Here is a 17281-nt window from a genome sequence, read left to right as displayed (position 1 = left end):
TCAGGCGGCGGCTTCCGAGCGTCGCTTGCCGCCTCCGCGGCCGGCCAGGATGAGGTACAGGCAGGGCAGCACGAGCAGCGAGCCGAGCGTGGAGGTCACGATGCCGCCGATGATCGTGTAGGCCATCGGGCTCCGCAGTTCGGCCGCCTCGCCGGCGCCGGCGGCGAGCGGTACGAGAACCAGCACCGTGGTGAGCGTCGTCATCAGGATCGGCCGCAGCCGGATCGCGGCGGCGCGGGCCAGTGCCGCCCGGCGCTCGAGGCCGGCGACCATCAGCCGCCGCGCGGCGGCGATCAGCAGGACGGCGTCGTTGACCGCGACGCCGGCGAGCACGATCAGGCCGAGCAGGGCCATGACCCCGACCGGCCGCCCGAGCGGTCCCAGCGTGCAGGCGACGCCGACCAGGGCGAGCGGGATGGCGAACAGCACGGTGAGCGGTTGCAGCAGGGACTCGAACGTCCCGGCCAGGACCATCAGCACGAGGACGATCGCCAGCAGACCGGCCAGGCGCAGTTCCGAGGTGGCGCGCTCCCGCTCTTCTTCCTCCCCGGCGAGCCGCACGATCAATCCCGGGGGCAGTTCGGTGGACGAGATGGCGTCGTTCGCGGCGGCGATCGCCTTGGGGTAGTCGCTGCCATCGGTGATCCGGGCGGTCACCTGCGCCACGCGGCGCTGGTCGCGGCGGAAGACCTCCCGCGCCCCTTCGGTGGGCACGAAACGGGCGACCTGGCCGAGGACGAGGTCTGCACCGTCGCTGCTCGTGAAGCGCAGCCCGGCGAGTTCCTCGGGCCGGGGCTGGGGCAGCGAGAGGACGACGTGGCGCTCCTCGTCGCCGACCGAGAGCAGCGTGACCCTGCGTCCGTCGAGAGCCGACTGGAGCACGCGGGCGATCGTCTCCAGATCGACGCCCAGACCGTCGGCCATCGCGCGGTCGAGTTCGATCCGCAGCTCGGGCGGACCTCCCTCGAAGGACGAGCGGACGTTCCAGAGTTCCTCGCTGGCGGCGAGAGCGTCCCGGAGGCTGGTCGCCGCGGCGCGCAGGTCGGGCAGCGACTGGCCGGCGATCTCGACCACGATCGGCGGGCCCGACGAACCCAGCGCCTCGGCCAGCGCGGAGGTGCCGACCTCCCATTCGATCTCCGTGCCCGGCAGGTCGGTGAAGTTCGGAGACAGGGCGCCGACGATCTGGCTTCCCGTGGGACCCTCGGCCGACATCCGCACCAGGAGTCGGGCCGTGTTCTCCTCGGTGAGCTCGGTCGTCACGAGGCGGTCGTCCTCGGGCAACCGGCCCACTTCCGCCTGAATCGCCTCCAGGTGCTCGCCGGCGGCCTGGCGCACCGCTTCCTCGAGGGTGGACACGGCGGCCGCCGTCGCTTCGACGCGCTGGCCCGGCGGTCCGACCATGCGCACCGAGAACTGCCGCGGGTCTGCCGGCGGCAGCAGTTCGCTGCCGAGGCCGAGCAGCACGTTCACCGCGGCCGCGGCGGCGAGTACGGCCGCGCCGACGACGACCCAGCGCAGGCGCAGCAGGAAGAGCACGAGCCGCTCCAATGCTCCGAAGGCCCAGCCGAGAGGACGCTCCTCCGCGTCGTCCGGTTCGATCGAACCTGCGTCGGCGGCTTCGGCCGCCGCTTCGCCTTCACCGGCAGCGTTCACGGGTTTCGCGCGCGGCAGGAACCAGCGCGACAGGGCCGGAATCAGCATCAACGCGACGGCGAGCGAAGCGGCCAGCGACGCGGTGACGGTGAAGGCGATGCCCTCGATCAGCCGCGCGGCCAGCCCCTGCACGAAGAGGACGGGCAGGAAGACGACGCAGGTGGTCAGGGTCGAGGCGGCGATCGCGCCCGCGACCTCGCCGGTTCCGCGGGCGGCGCTCTCGGCCGCCGGCACGCCGGGCCGGTGGCGCCGGTGGATGCTCTCGACGACGACGATCGCGTTGTCCACCAGCATGCCGGCGCCGAGGGCCAGCCCGGCCAGCGTGATGATGTTGAGGGAGTGGTCCCAGAGGCGCATCGCGAACAGGGCGACGAAGAGGGACACGGGCACAGCGGAAGCGACGACGACGGTCGGACCGAAGGAGCGCAGGAACAGGACCAGCACGACGATCGCGAGCGCGATGCCGACCAGGGCGGCGTTCTGCAGGTCCGCCATCGCGTCCTCGACCAGGGCGGCGTCGTCGTTCACCATCGACACCTCGACTCGCGGCAGGTCGAGTTCCAGGTTCTCGAGCGCGGCCCTGACGGTGCGCGAGACCTCGACCGTGTTCGCGCCGGCCTCCTTGAACACCTGCAGGCCGACGCCCTCCCGGCCGTTCACGCGCACCAGGTGGTCGATCTCGGCGTCGGCGACTTCGACCTCGGCGACATCGGATACCCGGATCGGCTGGCGGGTCTCCTGGCCCGCGGCGCCCGCCTGGGTCCGGTATCGGATGACGACGCGCTCCACGTCGCGCGGATTGCGGAAGCGCGAGATCCCGCGAACCAGGAAGACCTGTCCCCGGTCCTCCAGGGTGCCGGCGTCGATGTCGACGTTCTCGGCCACCAGCCGCTGCTCAAGTTGACTCAGGGTGACGCCGAAGGCCTGCATGCGGTAGCGGTCGACCCGTACGCGCACTTCCAGTTCACGCCCGCCCAGCACCCGCACTTCGGCGACATCGGCGAGCTGCTCCATGGCGGGTGCGACCTGCCGGCGGGCCAGTCGCCGGAGTTCGGCGAGATCGGGACCGTCCGGCTCAGCGGCCAGCCCCAGGGTCATGACCGGCGATTGCCTTGGGTCCAGCTGGCGGACGAGGACCTCGTCGACCTCCGGGTCGGCCGCGACCGGATTGATCGCTTTCTGGACCTCGATCAGGGCCAGGTCCATGTCGGCTTCCCAGTCGAAGCGGACGGTCGCGATCAGGCGGCCCGTGCGGGCGACCTGCTGGACCTCGCGGATGCCGCGCACCGTGAACAGACGCTGCTCGACCTGCTCGCCGTAGAGCCGCTCCATCTCCGTCGGCGGCCGGTCGCCGGAGCGCACGGCGACGACGATCGTCGGCGAGCGCAGGTCGGGGAGGAGGTCGATCGGCAGTTCGCGCCATGACATCCAGCCCACCAGGGCGCATGCCAGGGCGGTGACCGTGACGGCTACGGGTCGCCGGGCGGCGAGTCGCGCCGGGCCGGAGCCTTCACCGGTAGTCATCACGGCTGCCCGACCTCGTAGTGGGTGGCTACCCGGAGACGCGGACGCGGGTGCCGTCGGTCAGGGTTTCGAGCCCGCGGACGACGATCCGCTCGCCGACCTCGAGCCCCTGGCGGACCTCGGCGATCTCGTCGTCGCCGAGGCCGAGGATGACCTCGCGGCGCACGGCGCGCTGGCCGTCGAGGACGAAGACCACCCGCCGGCCGCCGCGCTCGGTGACCGCCTCGCGGGGAATCACCGGCACGTCGCTGCGTTGTTCGACGACCAGGGTGACCTCGACGAACATGCCGGGCCGGAGCAGGCCCCCGGGGTTGTTGATCGCGACCTCGGCGCGGAAGGTGTGGGTCGTTGGGTCGACTTCGGGGGAGAGGCGGACGACGGCGCCCTCGAAGGTGATGTCTTCCCAGGCGAAGTGGCGGAGCCGCCCCTTCTGGCCGGGGTGGACGCGCGCCAGCTCCGGCCCCACCAGATCGATGTCGGCGACCAGGGAGTCGACGGGAGCGATCCGTGCGACCTGGAAGCCCTGTGAAACGAGCTGTCCGTCGGCGATCGGCATGCCTCTCGTGTCGCGGGCCAGCTCCATCAGCACGCCGCCGATCGGAGTCAGCATCCTGGCGCGGTCCTCCGTCAGCAGGCTCTGCTCCCAGGTCGCCTTGGCGTCTTCGAGCGCGGTTTCCGCCCGGCGCAGTTCCTCGGCGGCGATCAGTTCCTGTTCGAACAGCCTGGCGCGGGCGTCACGCTCGGCGAGCGCGCCCTGGTAGGCCTGGTGGGTGGCTTCGACCCGCGCCGCGAGCCGGGCGTCCTCGCCGGTGACTTCGGCGATCATCTGGTCGGGGACCACCGCGTCGCCTTCAGCCAGGCGGCTGCCGTCCCTGTTACGGCCGATCTGCAACCGGCCGGGCGTCTCCACCTGCAGCACGATGCTCTCCGCGGTCCGCAGCGTGCCGGTGGCGACGATCAGGTCCTCGACGTTGCCGGTCGCCACCTCCGTGGCGCTCACCGGAACCAGGAAATCGACCGTGTCCGTCGTGCCCGCGGCCTGGCAGCCGAGGATCGCGGCACAGCTCGCGGCCGCGGCGAGCAGTCGCAGCCCCGATGGTCGAAGGGCGCTCACGGTGCACCACCGCCGGCGGCCGCGTCGGCCCCGGCGCCGTTGTCGAGGCGCACGAAGCGCACCGCGTCGGCGGCCACGACGTTGCCGGTCGTGTCGTCGCTCAGTTCGAGTTCCACCGTTCCCCGGGCGAGATCGAAGTCGCCCAGTACCGCCCAGCCGATGCCGGCCCCTTCGGCGTCGAAGTCGATGGGATGGGAGTTTCCGGCATTGCGCAGCTCCAGATCGTACGTGCCCAGGTTCAGGCCGAACGAGACGTTGACCCGGGCGCCGCGAGCTTCGGCGGGGGACGGACCGCCGTCTCCGCCTCCGATCCGTACTTCGCGGCGGATCTCGCCGCCGCCTGGGACGGGCGACAGGGACGGTACATGGAGCTCGACCCGCCAGCGTCCGGCTTCGGGCAGTTCCGCGGTGTAGGTGACGCGGCGGCTTCCGTCACCCTTGGGGACGAGCGCGGTGGTCCGGCGGTACCGTCCCCAGCTCAGCGGCTGTTCGTATCGCGACCAGGTGGCTGGAATGCCGGCGAAGATGTTGTAGACCGGCAGCCCCTGGTCGGTTTCGACCGCCGGTGCGAAGAAGCCGGCAAGGCCGCCCTGAAGTCTGAAGCCCCCGGCTTCGGCCTCGTCCGTCGCCACCGAGAAACCGGGGTCCAGGTCGTCGACGACGATCGTGTCCGTACCGGTGTCGAGGAACGCCGGCATCCAGCCGGCCGGCCTGGTGCCGCGCAGCGGTTCGCCTTCCGTGATCGTTTCGTTGTCGACCCGTGGCAGTTCGACTGGGAACTCTCGCCGGTTCAGGGAGAGGTACGGCGACGCGAGCATCGTTCCCGGCGGCCGGGAGGTAACGAGACCGAACTCTACGCTGGTATGCCCGGGGATGAGGACCGGTTCGCTCGAATCCCAGCGGGCGCCGCCCGGGGCGCGCACGGCATAGCGGAGCCGGAACAGGCCTGGCGCCTCCTCGCCGTTGCGGACGAACAGGCGCGTCTGGTACTGCGGCGCACCCTGGTCGTCGTCGGGCAGCCGTTCGAGTTCGGCCGGAGAGACGATGAAACCGGGCAGATCGGTCTGGTGCAGGAAATCGCCCACCAGGCCGGCCAGATCCACGCCCGCCTCCTGGGCGGCGCGGTCGAGATCGGCCGCGGTGAACGTCGAACCCCGATGGTCGCGGAGGAGGTTGGCCATCATGGCGGCGGCGCGCTCGCGCCCGGCGCCGTCGAGAATCGCGGTGGCCAGGGCGGAGGTCTTGAGGTAGAGGGCGTTCACGGCGCGCTTCGGATCTTCCTCTGTTTCCAGATCGGTGAGGGAGCTGCCGAGCACCGCGTCCCAGACGCCGGGGCGGTCCGTGATGGCCTGGACGATGCCGCTGGCCATCGTGCCGCCGCCGCTCGCGAACTGACCGGAGAACCCTCCCTGCATCACGCTGGCGATCGTCCAGCCGAACTCCCGGTCGAACAGATGGGCCGAGAAGTACGACTCGCCGCCGTTGATGAGCCGGTTCACGAGATTGTGGCAGAGCGCCTCAAGCGCCAGGGCCTCGGGGCCGCGGGCGCCGGTCTGGTAGAGGAAGAGGTTGCGAACGCCGCCGACCTCCACGTTGCCGCCGGTGAAGTCGGTGCGGAAGAACTGCTGCAACCCGTAGGTCTTTGCCCGCGCCAGTCCGCCCTCCTGGTCCTCGTACCGTTCCGGGTTGCGGAACCGGAACTCGAAGCGGGAGGTCGGCAGACCGCTTTCGCTGAGCAGCAGCATGCCGGGCGGTGCCCGCTCGGTGTCCATGCGCCAGCCGCCGCCATAGGCGCGCAGCGTCCAGGGCACTTCGACCAGCGTCAGTTGACGGTAGGGGTAGGGCAGCCCGATTTCGCGCGCGGCGGCGAAGCGCTCGGCGGCCACGGCTTCGATCTCCGCCCGGGCGTCGGCGAAGAAGTCGACGTTCCGCAGATGGCCGGGGTGGAACAGGAGTTCGACCTCCGTGCCTTCGATCTCGGTTGTCCGGCGGTCGAATCTGCCGGCGACGAGCATGACCTCGGGCACCGAGCCCGCCGGCGCGAAGCGTTGGCCGTCGCCGCTCGGTTCTGCCTTGCCCGGCCCCGCGACCGTCCAGCCGGAGGGGGTTCGGACCTCGAGGTCGAGTTCGAAGAAGTCGCGGGGGCGCTGCCGGGGATCGTCGACGCCGACCGCTGCTCCGGGCTGCGGGAGCCACGCGAGAGAGGCGGGGAGCGCGACGAAGTTGCGTTCGGTGAAACCGTTCAGGTTGCCCAGAATGACGATCTGGGCGTCCTGCCACTCGATCGTGTTGGAGTCGACCGCCGCGTCGAGGTAGGCGAAACGGAGGTCGGGACGCCCCTCGGCGCGTATCCGGACGCCCGTGGCCTGCCCGGGCGGCGTCGTCGACACGGGGTCGATGTCGAGCAGGCCGTTGTCGTGGCTGAAGTCCAGGGCCGCGCCGCTCGCGTCCCAGACGCCGTCCACCTCGAGGCCCGGATTCAGGCTGAACATGCGGGCCGAGGCATCGCCGGGAAGGAAGTGGACTTCGAGGTCCAGGGTCAGACGGCCGCCGCGTTCGACGTCCACGGAGCCGCGGATCGCCTGAAGGTCGACGACGGCCTCGGCACGGCGTTGCTCATGGGCCGCGCGCCACGCGTCGCGCTCGGCGAGCTGGCTCGTGCTCCACGTGACCGTCGTGAGGATGAGAGCGGCGCCGGCCAGCAACCCCGCGCCGCCGGCCATCCCCCAGGTTCGCCGCTTCGTGTCGTCGAGACGCGGATGGACGGCGACCGCGGTCGCCAGCAGGCCCGCGCCGAGCAGGGCGAAGCTGCCCCGGTTCAGCAGGCTGATGCCGGTCCAGATCTGGGGCGCCAGGTCGGAGATGCTGCTGACGAAGCCGCCGCCGAGCGCCAGCGACGGCAGGACGTAGACGGGAACCTGGAAACTCAGGTAAGTGGTTCCCACGGCCAGACCGACGCCCGCCAGGGCGGCAATCAGGCGGTTGTTGGTGACCAGGGAGACGACCTGTACGAAGGCGACGTAGACGGCCAGGGCGGGCAGCGCCTCGATCAGGAGGTAGGCCCACACGGAACCCCAGATCGCCGGTTCGCCGACCCACCAGCCGAAAGCGACACCCGCGTGTCCGATGCCCTGGATGATGATCATGGCGACGATCGCCACGCTCCAGACCATGAACAGGGCGCCGAAGAAGCGCCCGAACACAAGCTCGGCGTTCGTGTAGGGCCGGCTGTCGAGTACTTCGATCACGCGGTCGCGCCGGTCGCGGGCGCGCAGGTCGAAGGCGAGGAAAACGACGCCGACGCCGAGGACCAGGGTCTGCCACAGGGCGGTCTGGCTGAGCAGGAACTTGGGGCTGAAGGAGCCGGCTGAGGCCGAGAAACCGGAGAACAGGCCGTGGATGACCCAGAAGTAGCCGTACTGGAACAGGCAGAAGAAGAGCGCAATGACCGCGAACAGCCAGAAGCGGAACAGCCGGCGGATCGTGCGCATCTCCGCCCGGGCGAGCGACCAGACGTTGGAAAACGAGATCAAGGTCGTGCCTCCTCTCCGGTGGCGTCCGTCGCGGCCGGGAGTTCGGCGAGGTCGATCTCGTCGTGGTCTCCGAAGTGCTCGTCGCTCACGATGGCGTCAGCACGACCGCGCGCGACCATGAAGGCGAGGTAGCCCTCCTCCAGCGTCGGCGAGGCGGCGATCCGGGCGCCGTCCGGAACGCCGCCCGGCGCGGCGACGGCGCGGTACGTGGCCTCGTTCAGGCTGTCGGTACGCGAGACGATCTCGAAGTCTCCCTCGGGCTGCGGCGCGGACAGTGGCAGGGCGAGTTCGAAGACCTGGCCCGCGGCCCGTTCGAGCAACTGTGTCGGCGAGCCGCGGAAGACGATCCTGCCGGCGTCGAGAAGGGCGAGGTCGTTGCAGCCGGTTCCCAGGTCGGCGACGATGTGGGTCGAGAGGATGATCGTCCGCTCGCGCCCCAGGGTCGCCATCAGTTGGCGGAACCGGATGCGCTCCTCGGGGTCCAGGCCAACGGTCGGTTCGTCGACCACGAGCAGGCGGGGCTGGTGAATCAGGGCCTGCGCGATGCCCAGGCGGCGCCTCATGCCGCCGGAGAGCTTCTTGACCTTGCGATGGGCGACGTCGCCGAGGCCGACATTGTCGAGCACGGTGTCGACGCGATCCCGGCGCGTGGCGCGATCGTCGAGGCCGGAGAGATCGGCCAGGGTGTCGAGTACCTCTTCCACCCGGTGCAGGCGCCAGGCGCCGAACTCCTGCGGCAGGTAGCCCAGGTGGGCGCGGACGGCGCGGCGTTGCTGGACCGCGTCGTGCCCGAAGACCGTCACGGAACCGGCGCTCGGCTTGAGCAGGGTGCAGACGATCCGCATCAGCGTGCTCTTGCCGGCGCCGTTGGGCCCCAGCAAGCCGAACAGCCCGGCTCCGATCGTCAGATCAACCCCGTCGAGGGCGACCGTGCCGCCCTTGTAGACATGCCGAAGACCCTGCACGTCAACAGTCGTGCTCACGATGCTCTCCTCCTCGGGTGTCTATACGGTTGTCGGCGAGGCTTGGTTTACTCGTGCCAGCCGGTTGTCGCGCAACGCCTACGGTATCGGTTGCCGGTTCGGCGAAACCCGATCGCGCTCACCCGCGTAAACTGAGTAGTCGTATAGTATGTCGCGCAGAGCGGGAGCGCTGCGCCCGTCAACATTGTTGGACACCATCTCACGGAGACCTCGAAATGACCCGTCCCCAGACCTCGTCCGTGACCCGACTGATCGCCCTCGGCGCCATCGCCTCACTGGCGCTTGCGGGCGCCGCCTCGGCGGCTGCGGTCGACCCCGAACCGATCACCTTCTACGGCGACGTGGCGGCCGTGCTGCAGCAGGAATGCCAGGTCTGCCATCGGCCCAATGGCGCCAACCTCGGCGGCATGGTCGCGCCGATGGCGCTGACCACTTTCGAAGAGACGCGGCCCTGGGCCCGCTCGATCGCCCGCCAGGTCGCTGCGCGCGCGATGCCTCCGTGGGATGCCGCGCCCCAGCACAACGGCGTCTTCGCCAACGAGCGCACGCTGACCCAGGAGCAGATCGATCTCCTCGTCCGCTGGGCCGAATCCGGCGCTCCCGCTGGCGATCCCGCGGACGCTCCGGCGCCGATCGATTGGCCGAGCAGCGACGGCTGGCTGATTGGGGAGCCCGACCTGGTCCTCCAGTTCGACGAGCCCTACTTCGTCGAGGACGACGTCGATGATCTCTACATCTACTTCAAGACGACGGTGACCGACGAGATGATCCCGGAAGACCGCTACGTCAAGGCGATCGAGTTCCGGCCCGGCAGTTCGGCGGTTCACCACATCATCGTCCCCGGCCTGGGTGGCATCGCCCCGGGCAACGACCCGGTGATCCACACGGACGGCATGGCCGACGTGCTGAAGGCGGGCCGCGATCTGCAGTGGCAGATGCACTACCACAAGGAGCCCGGCGAGGGCACCGGCGTGTGGGATCAGTCCTCGGTGGCGCTCAAGTTCTACGACAAGGACGAGGACGTGAAGTACGAGGTCTTCAACGCCGACATGGGCAAGTACGACTTCGCCGTGCCGCCGGGCGCCTCGGACTACACGATCCAGACCGAGTGGACGTTCCCTTCGGACTCCGAGATCGTCGGTTACCTGCCGCACATGCATCTGCGCGGCAAGGCGGCCAAGTACGAGGCCTACTACCCGGACGGCAGCCACGAAGTCCTGCTCGACGTGCCGAACTACGACTTCAACTGGCAGACCACGTACAAGTACAAGGACCGCAAGAAGATGCCGGCCGGCACCAAGCTGGTTCTGACCACGGTCTTCGACAACTCGGAGAACAACGCGGCCAACCCGGACCCGACCGCGACGGTCCGCTGGGGCGAGCCGACGACGGACGAGATGAGCTTCGGCTTCGTGTCCTACATCAACGAGGAGAACAAGGGCCGGGGCGCCTTCCAGGGTGGCGATGGCCTCGACCTGACCGCGGTCGTTGCCTTCTCCGACGACAGCCGCGACGGCAAGATGCAGCTCGAAGAGGCTCCTGGCGGGGTCAAGCAGTACTTCGAGATGATGGACCAGAACAAGGACGGCGCCGTCGACATGGAGGAGGCGAAGGCCGCCAACGCCTTCCTCAAGCAGATGGCAGAGCAGCGTGAAGCCGAGGCCTCTCCCGCTGTCGGAGCCGGCGGCGGCGAGTAGGCCTCTCCGCCAGTCCGCTCAGGCGAACCGCCGGCGCGCCGCAAGGCCGCCGGCGGTTCCGCGTTGAGCGGTTAGGTCCCGTACGCGTAGCGCACCGCCGCTGCAGCCAGCAACGCCGCCGGATCCAGCAACGGCCGCCCCGCAACCTCCTCGCCTTCGAGCGCCAGCGGAATCTCGGTACACCCCGCCACCAGAACGTCGGCGCCGCCCTCCGCGACCAGCCGCCGCGCTGCTTCCTCCAACAGCGTCCGCGCCCGGGGTGACCCGCCATCCGTCTTGATCCCGCCGCCCTGGTGCCGGCCGTCGACCCAGGGTCCGTAGATCGGCTCCATGACGCAACGAAGCTGTAAGGCCTCGCCGTCGGCGAGGTCAAGCGGGCTCACCGCCCGCAGTCCGCGAGCTTCCAGTGGATCGTGATACAGCCGCGAGCGGAGCGTCCCGGACGTGGCAAGCAGCCCAACCGAGCCTCCCGGCGCGATGCGCGCCGCCTCGTCCGCCGTCGTCTCGATCAGGCTGATGATCGGCAGGGGGCTCTCGTCCCGCAGCCGCTCCAGGAACAGGTGCGCCGTGTTGCAGGCGACGACCGCGAACTCGGCGCCGGCGCCTCGCAGCCTCTCCAGGCTCCGACTCAGCGACGGCGTCGGATCCTCCGCCTCCCCGAAGTAGGCCTCCGTCCGGTCCGGCGTCTGCGGAATACTCGAGAGCACCCACTGCGGGAAATCCTGGTCGCGCCGGGCGCCGACCAGCCGGCTCGCCGCGTCCAGGAGCTTCCGCTCGAAGTCGATGTGGGCGAACGGCCCCAGGCCGCCGACGATCCCGATCAGCCGCTCCTGCCGCATGCGGGTTGCCGGGCCGGGCCTCCGCTCGCTCAGGGCTGATCCGCCGGCGGGCGGAGGGCGCCCGGGCGCAGGCGCGGCAGGCTCGGGTGGCGCGGCGCGCCGCCCAGGTACGGGTACTCGTCGAAGATGTCGCCGCCGTCTGTGGCCCGTGGGTCGCCGGTCGCGCGCAGCCGCTCCATCAGCCGCTCGCCGAGCTCGTCCCGAGTCGCCTCGTAGTCCGGATCGTCGGCGACGTTGACCTGCTGATCCGGGTCGGTCCGCAGGTCGTAGAGTTCGACCGCCGGCCGCTTGCCGAACGCGAGTTCGTACAGCCGGCGATGCTCGGCGTCCCGCTCCCGCTGCTCGATCATGTAGGTCTTGGTCGGCCCGTTGTCCGTGTCGGCGTACCAGGCGCCCGGATACGCGGCCCGCTCGTGGTTCGGCGTGCCGTTGGGCCAGCGATCGGGCCGGAAGTTGCGGATGTAGAGGAAGTCGTGCGTGCGGATCGCCCGGCCGGGATAGCCGCCCACGTCGGGCGCCTCCTGCGCCGGTACGTGCCGCTCCTTGCCGGTCAGCGCGAAGTCGCGTCCGTCGGCCGCGACCACCGCTTCGACCGCGGCCTCGTCGTCGCCGGCTTCGAGCAGCGCCATCAGACTGCGTCCGGTCATGGCCGCCGGGCGCGGAAGGCCCGCGGCTTCCAGGAACGTCGGCGCCAGGTCGGTCAGGCTGACGAAGGCGTCGATCTCGACACCGTCCGCGAGCCGTTCGGGCCAGCGGATCGCCAGCGGCACCCGCGACCCGCAGTCGTAGAGGTTGCTCTTGCAGCGCGGGAAGGGCATGCCGTGGTCGCTGGTCATGACGACGATCGTCGTCTCCGCGAGACCCTGTTCGTCGAGCAGCCGCAGCGCGTCGCCGACCAGAGCGTCGAAGCGCTGCACTTCCCAGTGGTAATCGGCCACGTCGCCGCGGGTGTCCCGGTGATCGGGAAAGGCGGCGGGAAGCTGGATCGCGTCGAGGTCCATGCCGCTCTCTTCACCCGACCCGGGCCGGAAAGGACGGTGCGGATCGGACGTGCCCAGCCAGAAGGCGAACGGTTGCGCCTCTCCCAGCCCGGCCAGAAACTGCTCGAGGCTCTCGAAGCGCCGTCCGACGAGTTCCCGGTCCTCCGTTTCGGTCCGCCCGGGCCCCCAACCCTTCCCCGTCATGCCCGTCCGGTAGCCGGCCGCCCTGAGCAACTCCTGGTATGTCTCGAATCGATCGGGGAAGACGCTCCAGAGGTTCGCGGCGCCTTCGAGCCGCCAGTGCCACTGCCCGGTGAGGATCGCCCCGCGCGACGGCGTGCAGGAGGGCGAGGAGACGTAGGCGTGGTGTGCCAGGGCGCCCTCGCTCGCGATGCGATCGAATGACGGCGTCTTGACGACCGGGTCGCCGTAGGCGGAAGTGTGCGGCCAGCCCCAGTCGTCGGCGATCGCGAACAGGACGTTCGGAGCGTCGTGCTGAGCCGTGGCGGGAGACCAGGTTACCGTGACGAAAACCAGGGCTGCGACGAGAGCACGGGACAACGCGTGAGCTGACAACGGGCCGGTGAGTCGATAGGTCAAGATGTCAGGAGTCATCCTAGCGGCCCGACTATCGTCATCGTCGATCGACTCAGAGCCCAAGGGTAGCCGTGTAGCATCGCCAAGGATGATCTCGCGACAAGCCTCATCGCGTGCGCGACGCGTCTGGCAGTGGTGGACGGGTGACACGAACTCAGCCTGGTCGCTTCACATGCTCCGGGAGGATCCTAACTGGGAAGTGTTGGGCTTGGTCGTGGCGTTTGACCTGCAGAACGGGCGGCAGGTTCCCCACGGCCTGCCGTTGCACTGGCTGACGGCGCAGGTAGGCGCCGTGGGCCTGACCGCTCTTTCGATCGGCGTTGACTCGACGGACCCCTCAAGAAGGTACGAAGAGGCGATGGACGACCTTCTCTCGATGGGCGCCGAGTCCGTTGCCTTCGGAGAGTTCGCGCCCAGTGCCGACCACGTTCAACCGCTAGCGCACATTGCCAGGGCGGGGCTGGTGCCGGAGTTTCCCCTTCGCGGACGGGATCCGGGAGAGCATGTAGAGGTGGTATTGAGAGCGGGCGTGACGGCGTGGGTCTACGCGGTCGATACGGGCATCCTCGGTGCCGGTCAAGCGGGTCAGCGTTTCGACGCGGGCTTCGTGGCCGGCCTGCCACCGCGTGTATGCCCCGCCGGATGCAACGGAGAGTTCCGCACCTTCGTTGATTCGGCGCCAGGCTGGAGGTACCTAGTTGGGGGGAGCCGGGAGGCACTGATCAGAGACTACGGCTTAGCTTACAGGCCCCGTCGGCCAACGCCTTCCGGAATAGTCGACCCTACTGGACGAGAGCGGCGCCTCGCGCCATCGGCATCGCACGATCGCGTTCAAAAGGCCTTCGATCCTTTCGCTTATGAACGGCAACTGAGGCGTGTCTGGGAGCACGTTGACGAGCACATGGACAAGAGATTGACGCTCGGCGCGTTGGCCGAGATCGCCGCCATGGAGGAGACAAGCTTCAGTCGTTACTTCAGGAAGCATGTCGGGACCAACTTCAGCACATGGCTGGGCCGCCGCCGAATCGAGCGCGCGCAGACGTTCCTGCTCGCGAGCAATGAGACGATTGAAGAGGTGGGTAGGGACGTGGGCTTCCCCGTCGCGAGGACGTTTCGACGCGCTTTCAGGCGTCACACGGGCTGCAGTCCTTCCGAGTTCAGGAGAAGGCACCTTCCAAGCGAGCCGCCTGCGGACTAACGGCCGCGGTTGCCTCGACTTCCGCTGCCGCTGCGATTGAGCCTGTGTTCCCGGGGAGCGGGGTTCCCTGAGGCGGAAGCGAAGGAAACCAAGTGGCCGGTACGGGGCAGGATTTGTCCGGAACAGGGCAAGTACGGTCCTTCACGTCACGAGCTCCGGCTGCTAGCGTTTGTCTTGCGAAGAAGACCAATCCACAACATCGGCCGTGGCCGAACGAGGAGGAGAGCCATGCGGGCAGATCCGAGAATCCAGTTGAAAGCCTCGTTCGAAATGGAGGTGTCGTGGGGATCCGCAAGAAACGTGAGAGAGGCCGACGAAAGCTACGGAATCTGATAGGCCTCGCACCGGTGGCAATCGGGATTGTGGCTGCAGTTTGGCACGTGGCCAGCGAGGTCAGTGTTCTCAGGGGTGAGGTCGGGGTCCTGAAGAGGCTCCTCAGTCCGGAGTCCCTCAAGGACATGAAGGCTGAGGTGACTGCTTCGGTCCAACGCGAGCTCGAGGGCCGAATCGAAGAGGAGATCGAGGCGGCATTGAAGGGGGTGCGGGCTGACGTCGAGGCGCTCCAGCAAGCCCAGCGGCAGATTCGGGCTAGCAACGGGAGTGCCTCGATCGATGCGGTGCAGAGCCGGCCGGAGGCACTGTGCGGACGGGACCAGCGGAACTCTGTTCACCTGCTGCCTGCCGGGACGATTCTCCCTTCGGAAATGCCACCGGATGTCTTCCTGAGCGGCGGCCGAGACAAGATCTGGCGTCTCGCCAACGGCGACTTTGCGCCGCGCCGGACCGACTATGCGCAACTCGTTGCCCGCGGTCAGAATGACGTTCGCCTGCCCGACCTGCGGGGAATGAATCTCCGTGGCCGTCAGCTCCACTACTACGTCAAGGTCTGCTAGCCAGGAGCGGGAACAGGCAGCCGTCGTGGGCCAGGCTGCCGAAGGGCAACCGGCGAATCGGTTCGGTCTGGCGGTATAGATTGGCCTTATTGTGCGTGCGGTCGGTCACTACCTGTTCGGACTGCTGGTTCTCACCCTTGTCTCCACCGGCCCCGTGGCAGCGTTGGCCGGGGAGCAGGCCACCCAAGCCGTCCGCCGCTTCATCGAAGCCTGGAACACGCGCGAGCCGGCCGCTTTCGCAGCGACTCTCCAGTATCCGCACGTGCGGCCGACCGCGGACTTCGAGGGCCGCGTCTTTGCCGACGCCGCGACGTACGCTGCGGCCATCGACTTCGACCAGGTGCTGGCGACGGGCTGGGATCGAACCCGGCTCGATTCCGCAACCGTCGTCCAGGCCGGAGAAGGGCAGGCCCATGTCGCCGGGCGATACACGCGGCTGCGCGCCGACGGCTCGGCTATCTGGAGCAACCAGATCACCTACGTCGTGACGGAGATGGACGGCTCGACCGGAATCCAGGCGAGGCTCGCGGCGGGCCTGGACGACCTGTCCGAGTCGGATCGCCGAGCGAATGCGGCAGCCGCCGTTGCCGCGGTCGAGAGCTACCTCGCAGCCTTCAACGCCCGTGACGAGGAGGCGATGACGGACACCATGCGGTTCCCCCACGTTCGGGTGGGAAGAGGAGGAGTGAGGACCTGGAGATCCGCCGCGGAGTACAGGGACGGGTTCGACTTCGACGGGTTCGCCGAACGTCTCGGTTGGGAGCACTCCGAGGCCGACTCCATGGAGGCGATCCAGGTGGGCGCCAGGGGCGTCAACGTTGCGGTCAGGATCACCCGCTACGGTGCCGGCGGCACCCTCATCCATAGCTTCGACACGATCTATCTGGTGACCGAGAAGGACGGCCACTGGGGCATCAGGGCGGGCTCGAGTATCGCTCCTTCACCTTGACGCCACTTCGCCGTGCTGCTGGTCGCCTTCCTCGTTGCCGTCCTGGTCCTCGGTGTGATCTACGACATCGCCCTGGGGGCCGGCCTGCTGCTCAAGATGTTCTCGAAGACGCCGGACGGACCCGAGCGTCGCCGTTACCGCGGACGGTGAGGATCAGGGCTCTGCGACCTCTGGTGACTCGTCCCGTGCCGTGCGAATGAAGTCGCGATCGAATGTGAGCATCGTCTCGCAGTGAGCGGCGACGCCAAGATGCAGGGCATCCGCGAAGTCCATGCCCTTCGCCGCCCGGTCGAGCGCCTCGACTAGCAGGTTCGGGCTCTCCACCGTGACACCCGGCAGTCCCGAGAAGGCCCGCAAGGCCGAGGCGGCATCCTCGGCGGCAAGGCCGTAAACGCTGCGCAGGACCCACTCGCACTCAAGGAGGACGGTCGTGCTCACGAAGACGTTCCCCGTCTCGACTACGTTTCTCGCCCTGTCGGCTTGTTCCGGATCGTCGCCGGTCAGGTAGCGAACGACGACGTTGGTGTCAATCGCCCGCATGCCGTCGCCTGGCCTCGGCCAGGACGCCTTCCCGCATCTCCTGGGGGGACTTCGGTGGGCCGTCGTAGGCCACGCTGCCGAACACGTCCTCGGGCCGGGTCTCGGGAAGCACGGGCTCGGGCTTGAGCAGGACACCGTCGGGCGTGTTCTCCACGACGAGGCGCGTTCCGGCTGCCCAGCGCAGCTCCCGGCGAATCGCCTTGGGCAGGATCACCTGCCCCTTGGTCGACAGTTTCGTGGTCAGTGGTTCGGGCGTGAGCATCGGTGGATTCCTCCTCCATGCGGGTAAGGCGAAAGTAAGATACACCGTTCCGTGCGTGCAGCCAAGTTCGGATGTCCGCGGGCGCCGCGGCGCCCGCGGACGAGCGGGCGGCGGCGGTAGAGTCAGGTCCATGAGCCAGACGCCTTCGTACCGACGTCCCGCCGTCGTCCGGCGCGCCGACGACGCGCCGGCGAACCAGGTCGAGCTGGGTACGGCAACGACCACGCAGGTCCTGCTGGGTGCCGCCGACGACACGCCGCACTTCGCGATGCGGCGGTTCCGCATGGAGGACGGCGGCGGGATGCCGCTGCACACGAACCAGGTGGAGCACGAGCAGTACGTGCTTCGGGGCCGCGCCCGGCTCGTGCTGGGCGACGAGACGGTCGAGGTCGGCGCCGACGACGTGCTGCTCATTCCCGCGGGCCTGCCGCATTCCTACGAAGTGATCGAGGCGCCGTTCGAGTTCCTCTGCCTGGTGCCGAACCGGCCGGACCGGATCGACCTGGTCGGCTGAGA

At 69.0% G+C, this 17281-nt stretch carries 14 protein-coding genes; 6 read left to right on the top strand and 8 right to left on the bottom strand.

The window, feature by feature from the left end; all coding sequences use genetic code 11:
* From OXI49_10920 to OXI49_10905, 4 genes are read right to left on the bottom strand one after another with little or no spacing between them, the layout of a single operon-like run.
* Entirely contained in the window at positions 1–3180 is a 3180-nt protein-coding gene (locus tag OXI49_10920) for an efflux RND transporter permease subunit (GenBank protein MDE2691015.1), read from the bottom strand.
* Positions 3181–3208: 28 nt separating this feature from the next.
* Positions 3209–4294, bottom strand: a complete 1086-nt coding sequence (locus OXI49_10915; protein ID MDE2691014.1) for an efflux RND transporter periplasmic adaptor subunit — start codon at positions 4292–4294, stop codon at positions 3209–3211.
* A complete protein-coding gene (locus tag OXI49_10910; protein ID MDE2691013.1) occupies positions 4291–7827 on the bottom strand; it encodes a hypothetical protein in 3537 nt (1178 codons plus the stop codon). Before OXI49_10910 ends, OXI49_10915 begins: the two co-directional genes overlap by 4 nt.
* Complete coding sequence (locus OXI49_10905; GenBank protein MDE2691012.1) at positions 7824–8810, bottom strand: ATP-binding cassette domain-containing protein; 987 nt, start codon at positions 8808–8810, stop codon at positions 7824–7826. Before OXI49_10905 ends, OXI49_10910 begins: the two co-directional genes overlap by 4 nt.
* A gap of 215 nt (positions 8811–9025) precedes the next feature.
* On the opposite strand from OXI49_10905, the gene OXI49_10900 reads away from it, so the two are divergent.
* On the top strand, positions 9026–10507 hold the full coding sequence (locus OXI49_10900; GenBank protein MDE2691011.1) for an alkyl hydroperoxide reductase: 1482 nt from the start codon (positions 9026–9028) through the stop codon (positions 10505–10507).
* 71 nt (positions 10508–10578) lie between these two features.
* Here the strand turns inward: OXI49_10900 and OXI49_10895 are convergent, their stop codons facing one another.
* A complete protein-coding gene (locus OXI49_10895) occupies positions 10579–11346 on the bottom strand; it encodes an amino acid racemase (protein ID MDE2691010.1) in 768 nt (255 codons plus the stop codon).
* 29 nt (positions 11347–11375) lie between these two features.
* Positions 11376–12887, bottom strand: coding sequence for a sulfatase (locus OXI49_10890; protein MDE2691009.1), 1512 nt, complete (start codon positions 12885–12887; stop codon positions 11376–11378).
* Between the two features lie 124 nt (positions 12888–13011).
* Between OXI49_10890 and OXI49_10885 the strand changes: the two genes are divergently transcribed.
* From OXI49_10885 to OXI49_10870, 4 genes are all read left to right on the top strand, one after another.
* Positions 13012–14121 (top strand): helix-turn-helix domain-containing protein, encoded by a 1110-nt coding sequence (locus OXI49_10885; protein MDE2691008.1) that lies wholly within the window; start codon positions 13012–13014, stop codon positions 14119–14121.
* 347 nt (positions 14122–14468) lie between these two features.
* Positions 14469–15014: a hypothetical protein gene (locus OXI49_10880; protein ID MDE2691007.1), complete on the top strand. Its 546-nt coding sequence runs from the start codon at positions 14469–14471 to the stop codon at positions 15012–15014.
* A gap of 91 nt (positions 15015–15105) precedes the next feature.
* Complete coding sequence (locus OXI49_10875; protein ID MDE2691006.1) at positions 15106–15963, top strand: hypothetical protein; 858 nt, start codon at positions 15106–15108, stop codon at positions 15961–15963.
* A gap of 12 nt (positions 15964–15975) precedes the next feature.
* The gene (locus tag OXI49_10870; protein ID MDE2691005.1) at positions 15976–16113 is read left to right on the top strand and encodes a hypothetical protein; all 138 of its coding nucleotides are present in this window, start codon (positions 15976–15978) and stop codon (positions 16111–16113) included.
* 3 nt (positions 16114–16116) lie between these two features.
* On the opposite strand, the gene OXI49_10865 is transcribed toward OXI49_10870, so the two are convergent.
* Together OXI49_10865 and OXI49_10860 are read right to left on the bottom strand one after the other, a co-directional pair.
* Complete coding sequence (locus OXI49_10865; protein MDE2691004.1) at positions 16117–16503, bottom strand: type II toxin-antitoxin system VapC family toxin; 387 nt, start codon at positions 16501–16503, stop codon at positions 16117–16119.
* Complete coding sequence (locus OXI49_10860; GenBank protein ID MDE2691003.1) at positions 16490–16765, bottom strand: AbrB/MazE/SpoVT family DNA-binding domain-containing protein; 276 nt, start codon at positions 16763–16765, stop codon at positions 16490–16492. Before OXI49_10860 ends, OXI49_10865 begins: the two co-directional genes overlap by 14 nt.
* A 130-nt stretch (positions 16766–16895) precedes the next feature.
* On the opposite strand from OXI49_10860, the gene OXI49_10855 reads away from it, so the two are divergent.
* The gene (locus OXI49_10855; GenBank protein ID MDE2691002.1) at positions 16896–17279 is read left to right on the top strand and encodes a cupin domain-containing protein; all 384 of its coding nucleotides are present in this window, start codon (positions 16896–16898) and stop codon (positions 17277–17279) included.
* The last annotated feature ends 2 nt before the right edge of the window (positions 17280–17281 follow it).

It is taken from the genome of Acidobacteriota bacterium (assembly GCA_028875725.1).
GTDB lineage: Bacteria > Acidobacteriota > Thermoanaerobaculia > Multivoradales > Multivoraceae > Multivorans.
The sequence above is the reverse complement of the archived record's forward strand: the minus strand, read 5'-3'. Positions and strand labels throughout refer to the sequence as shown.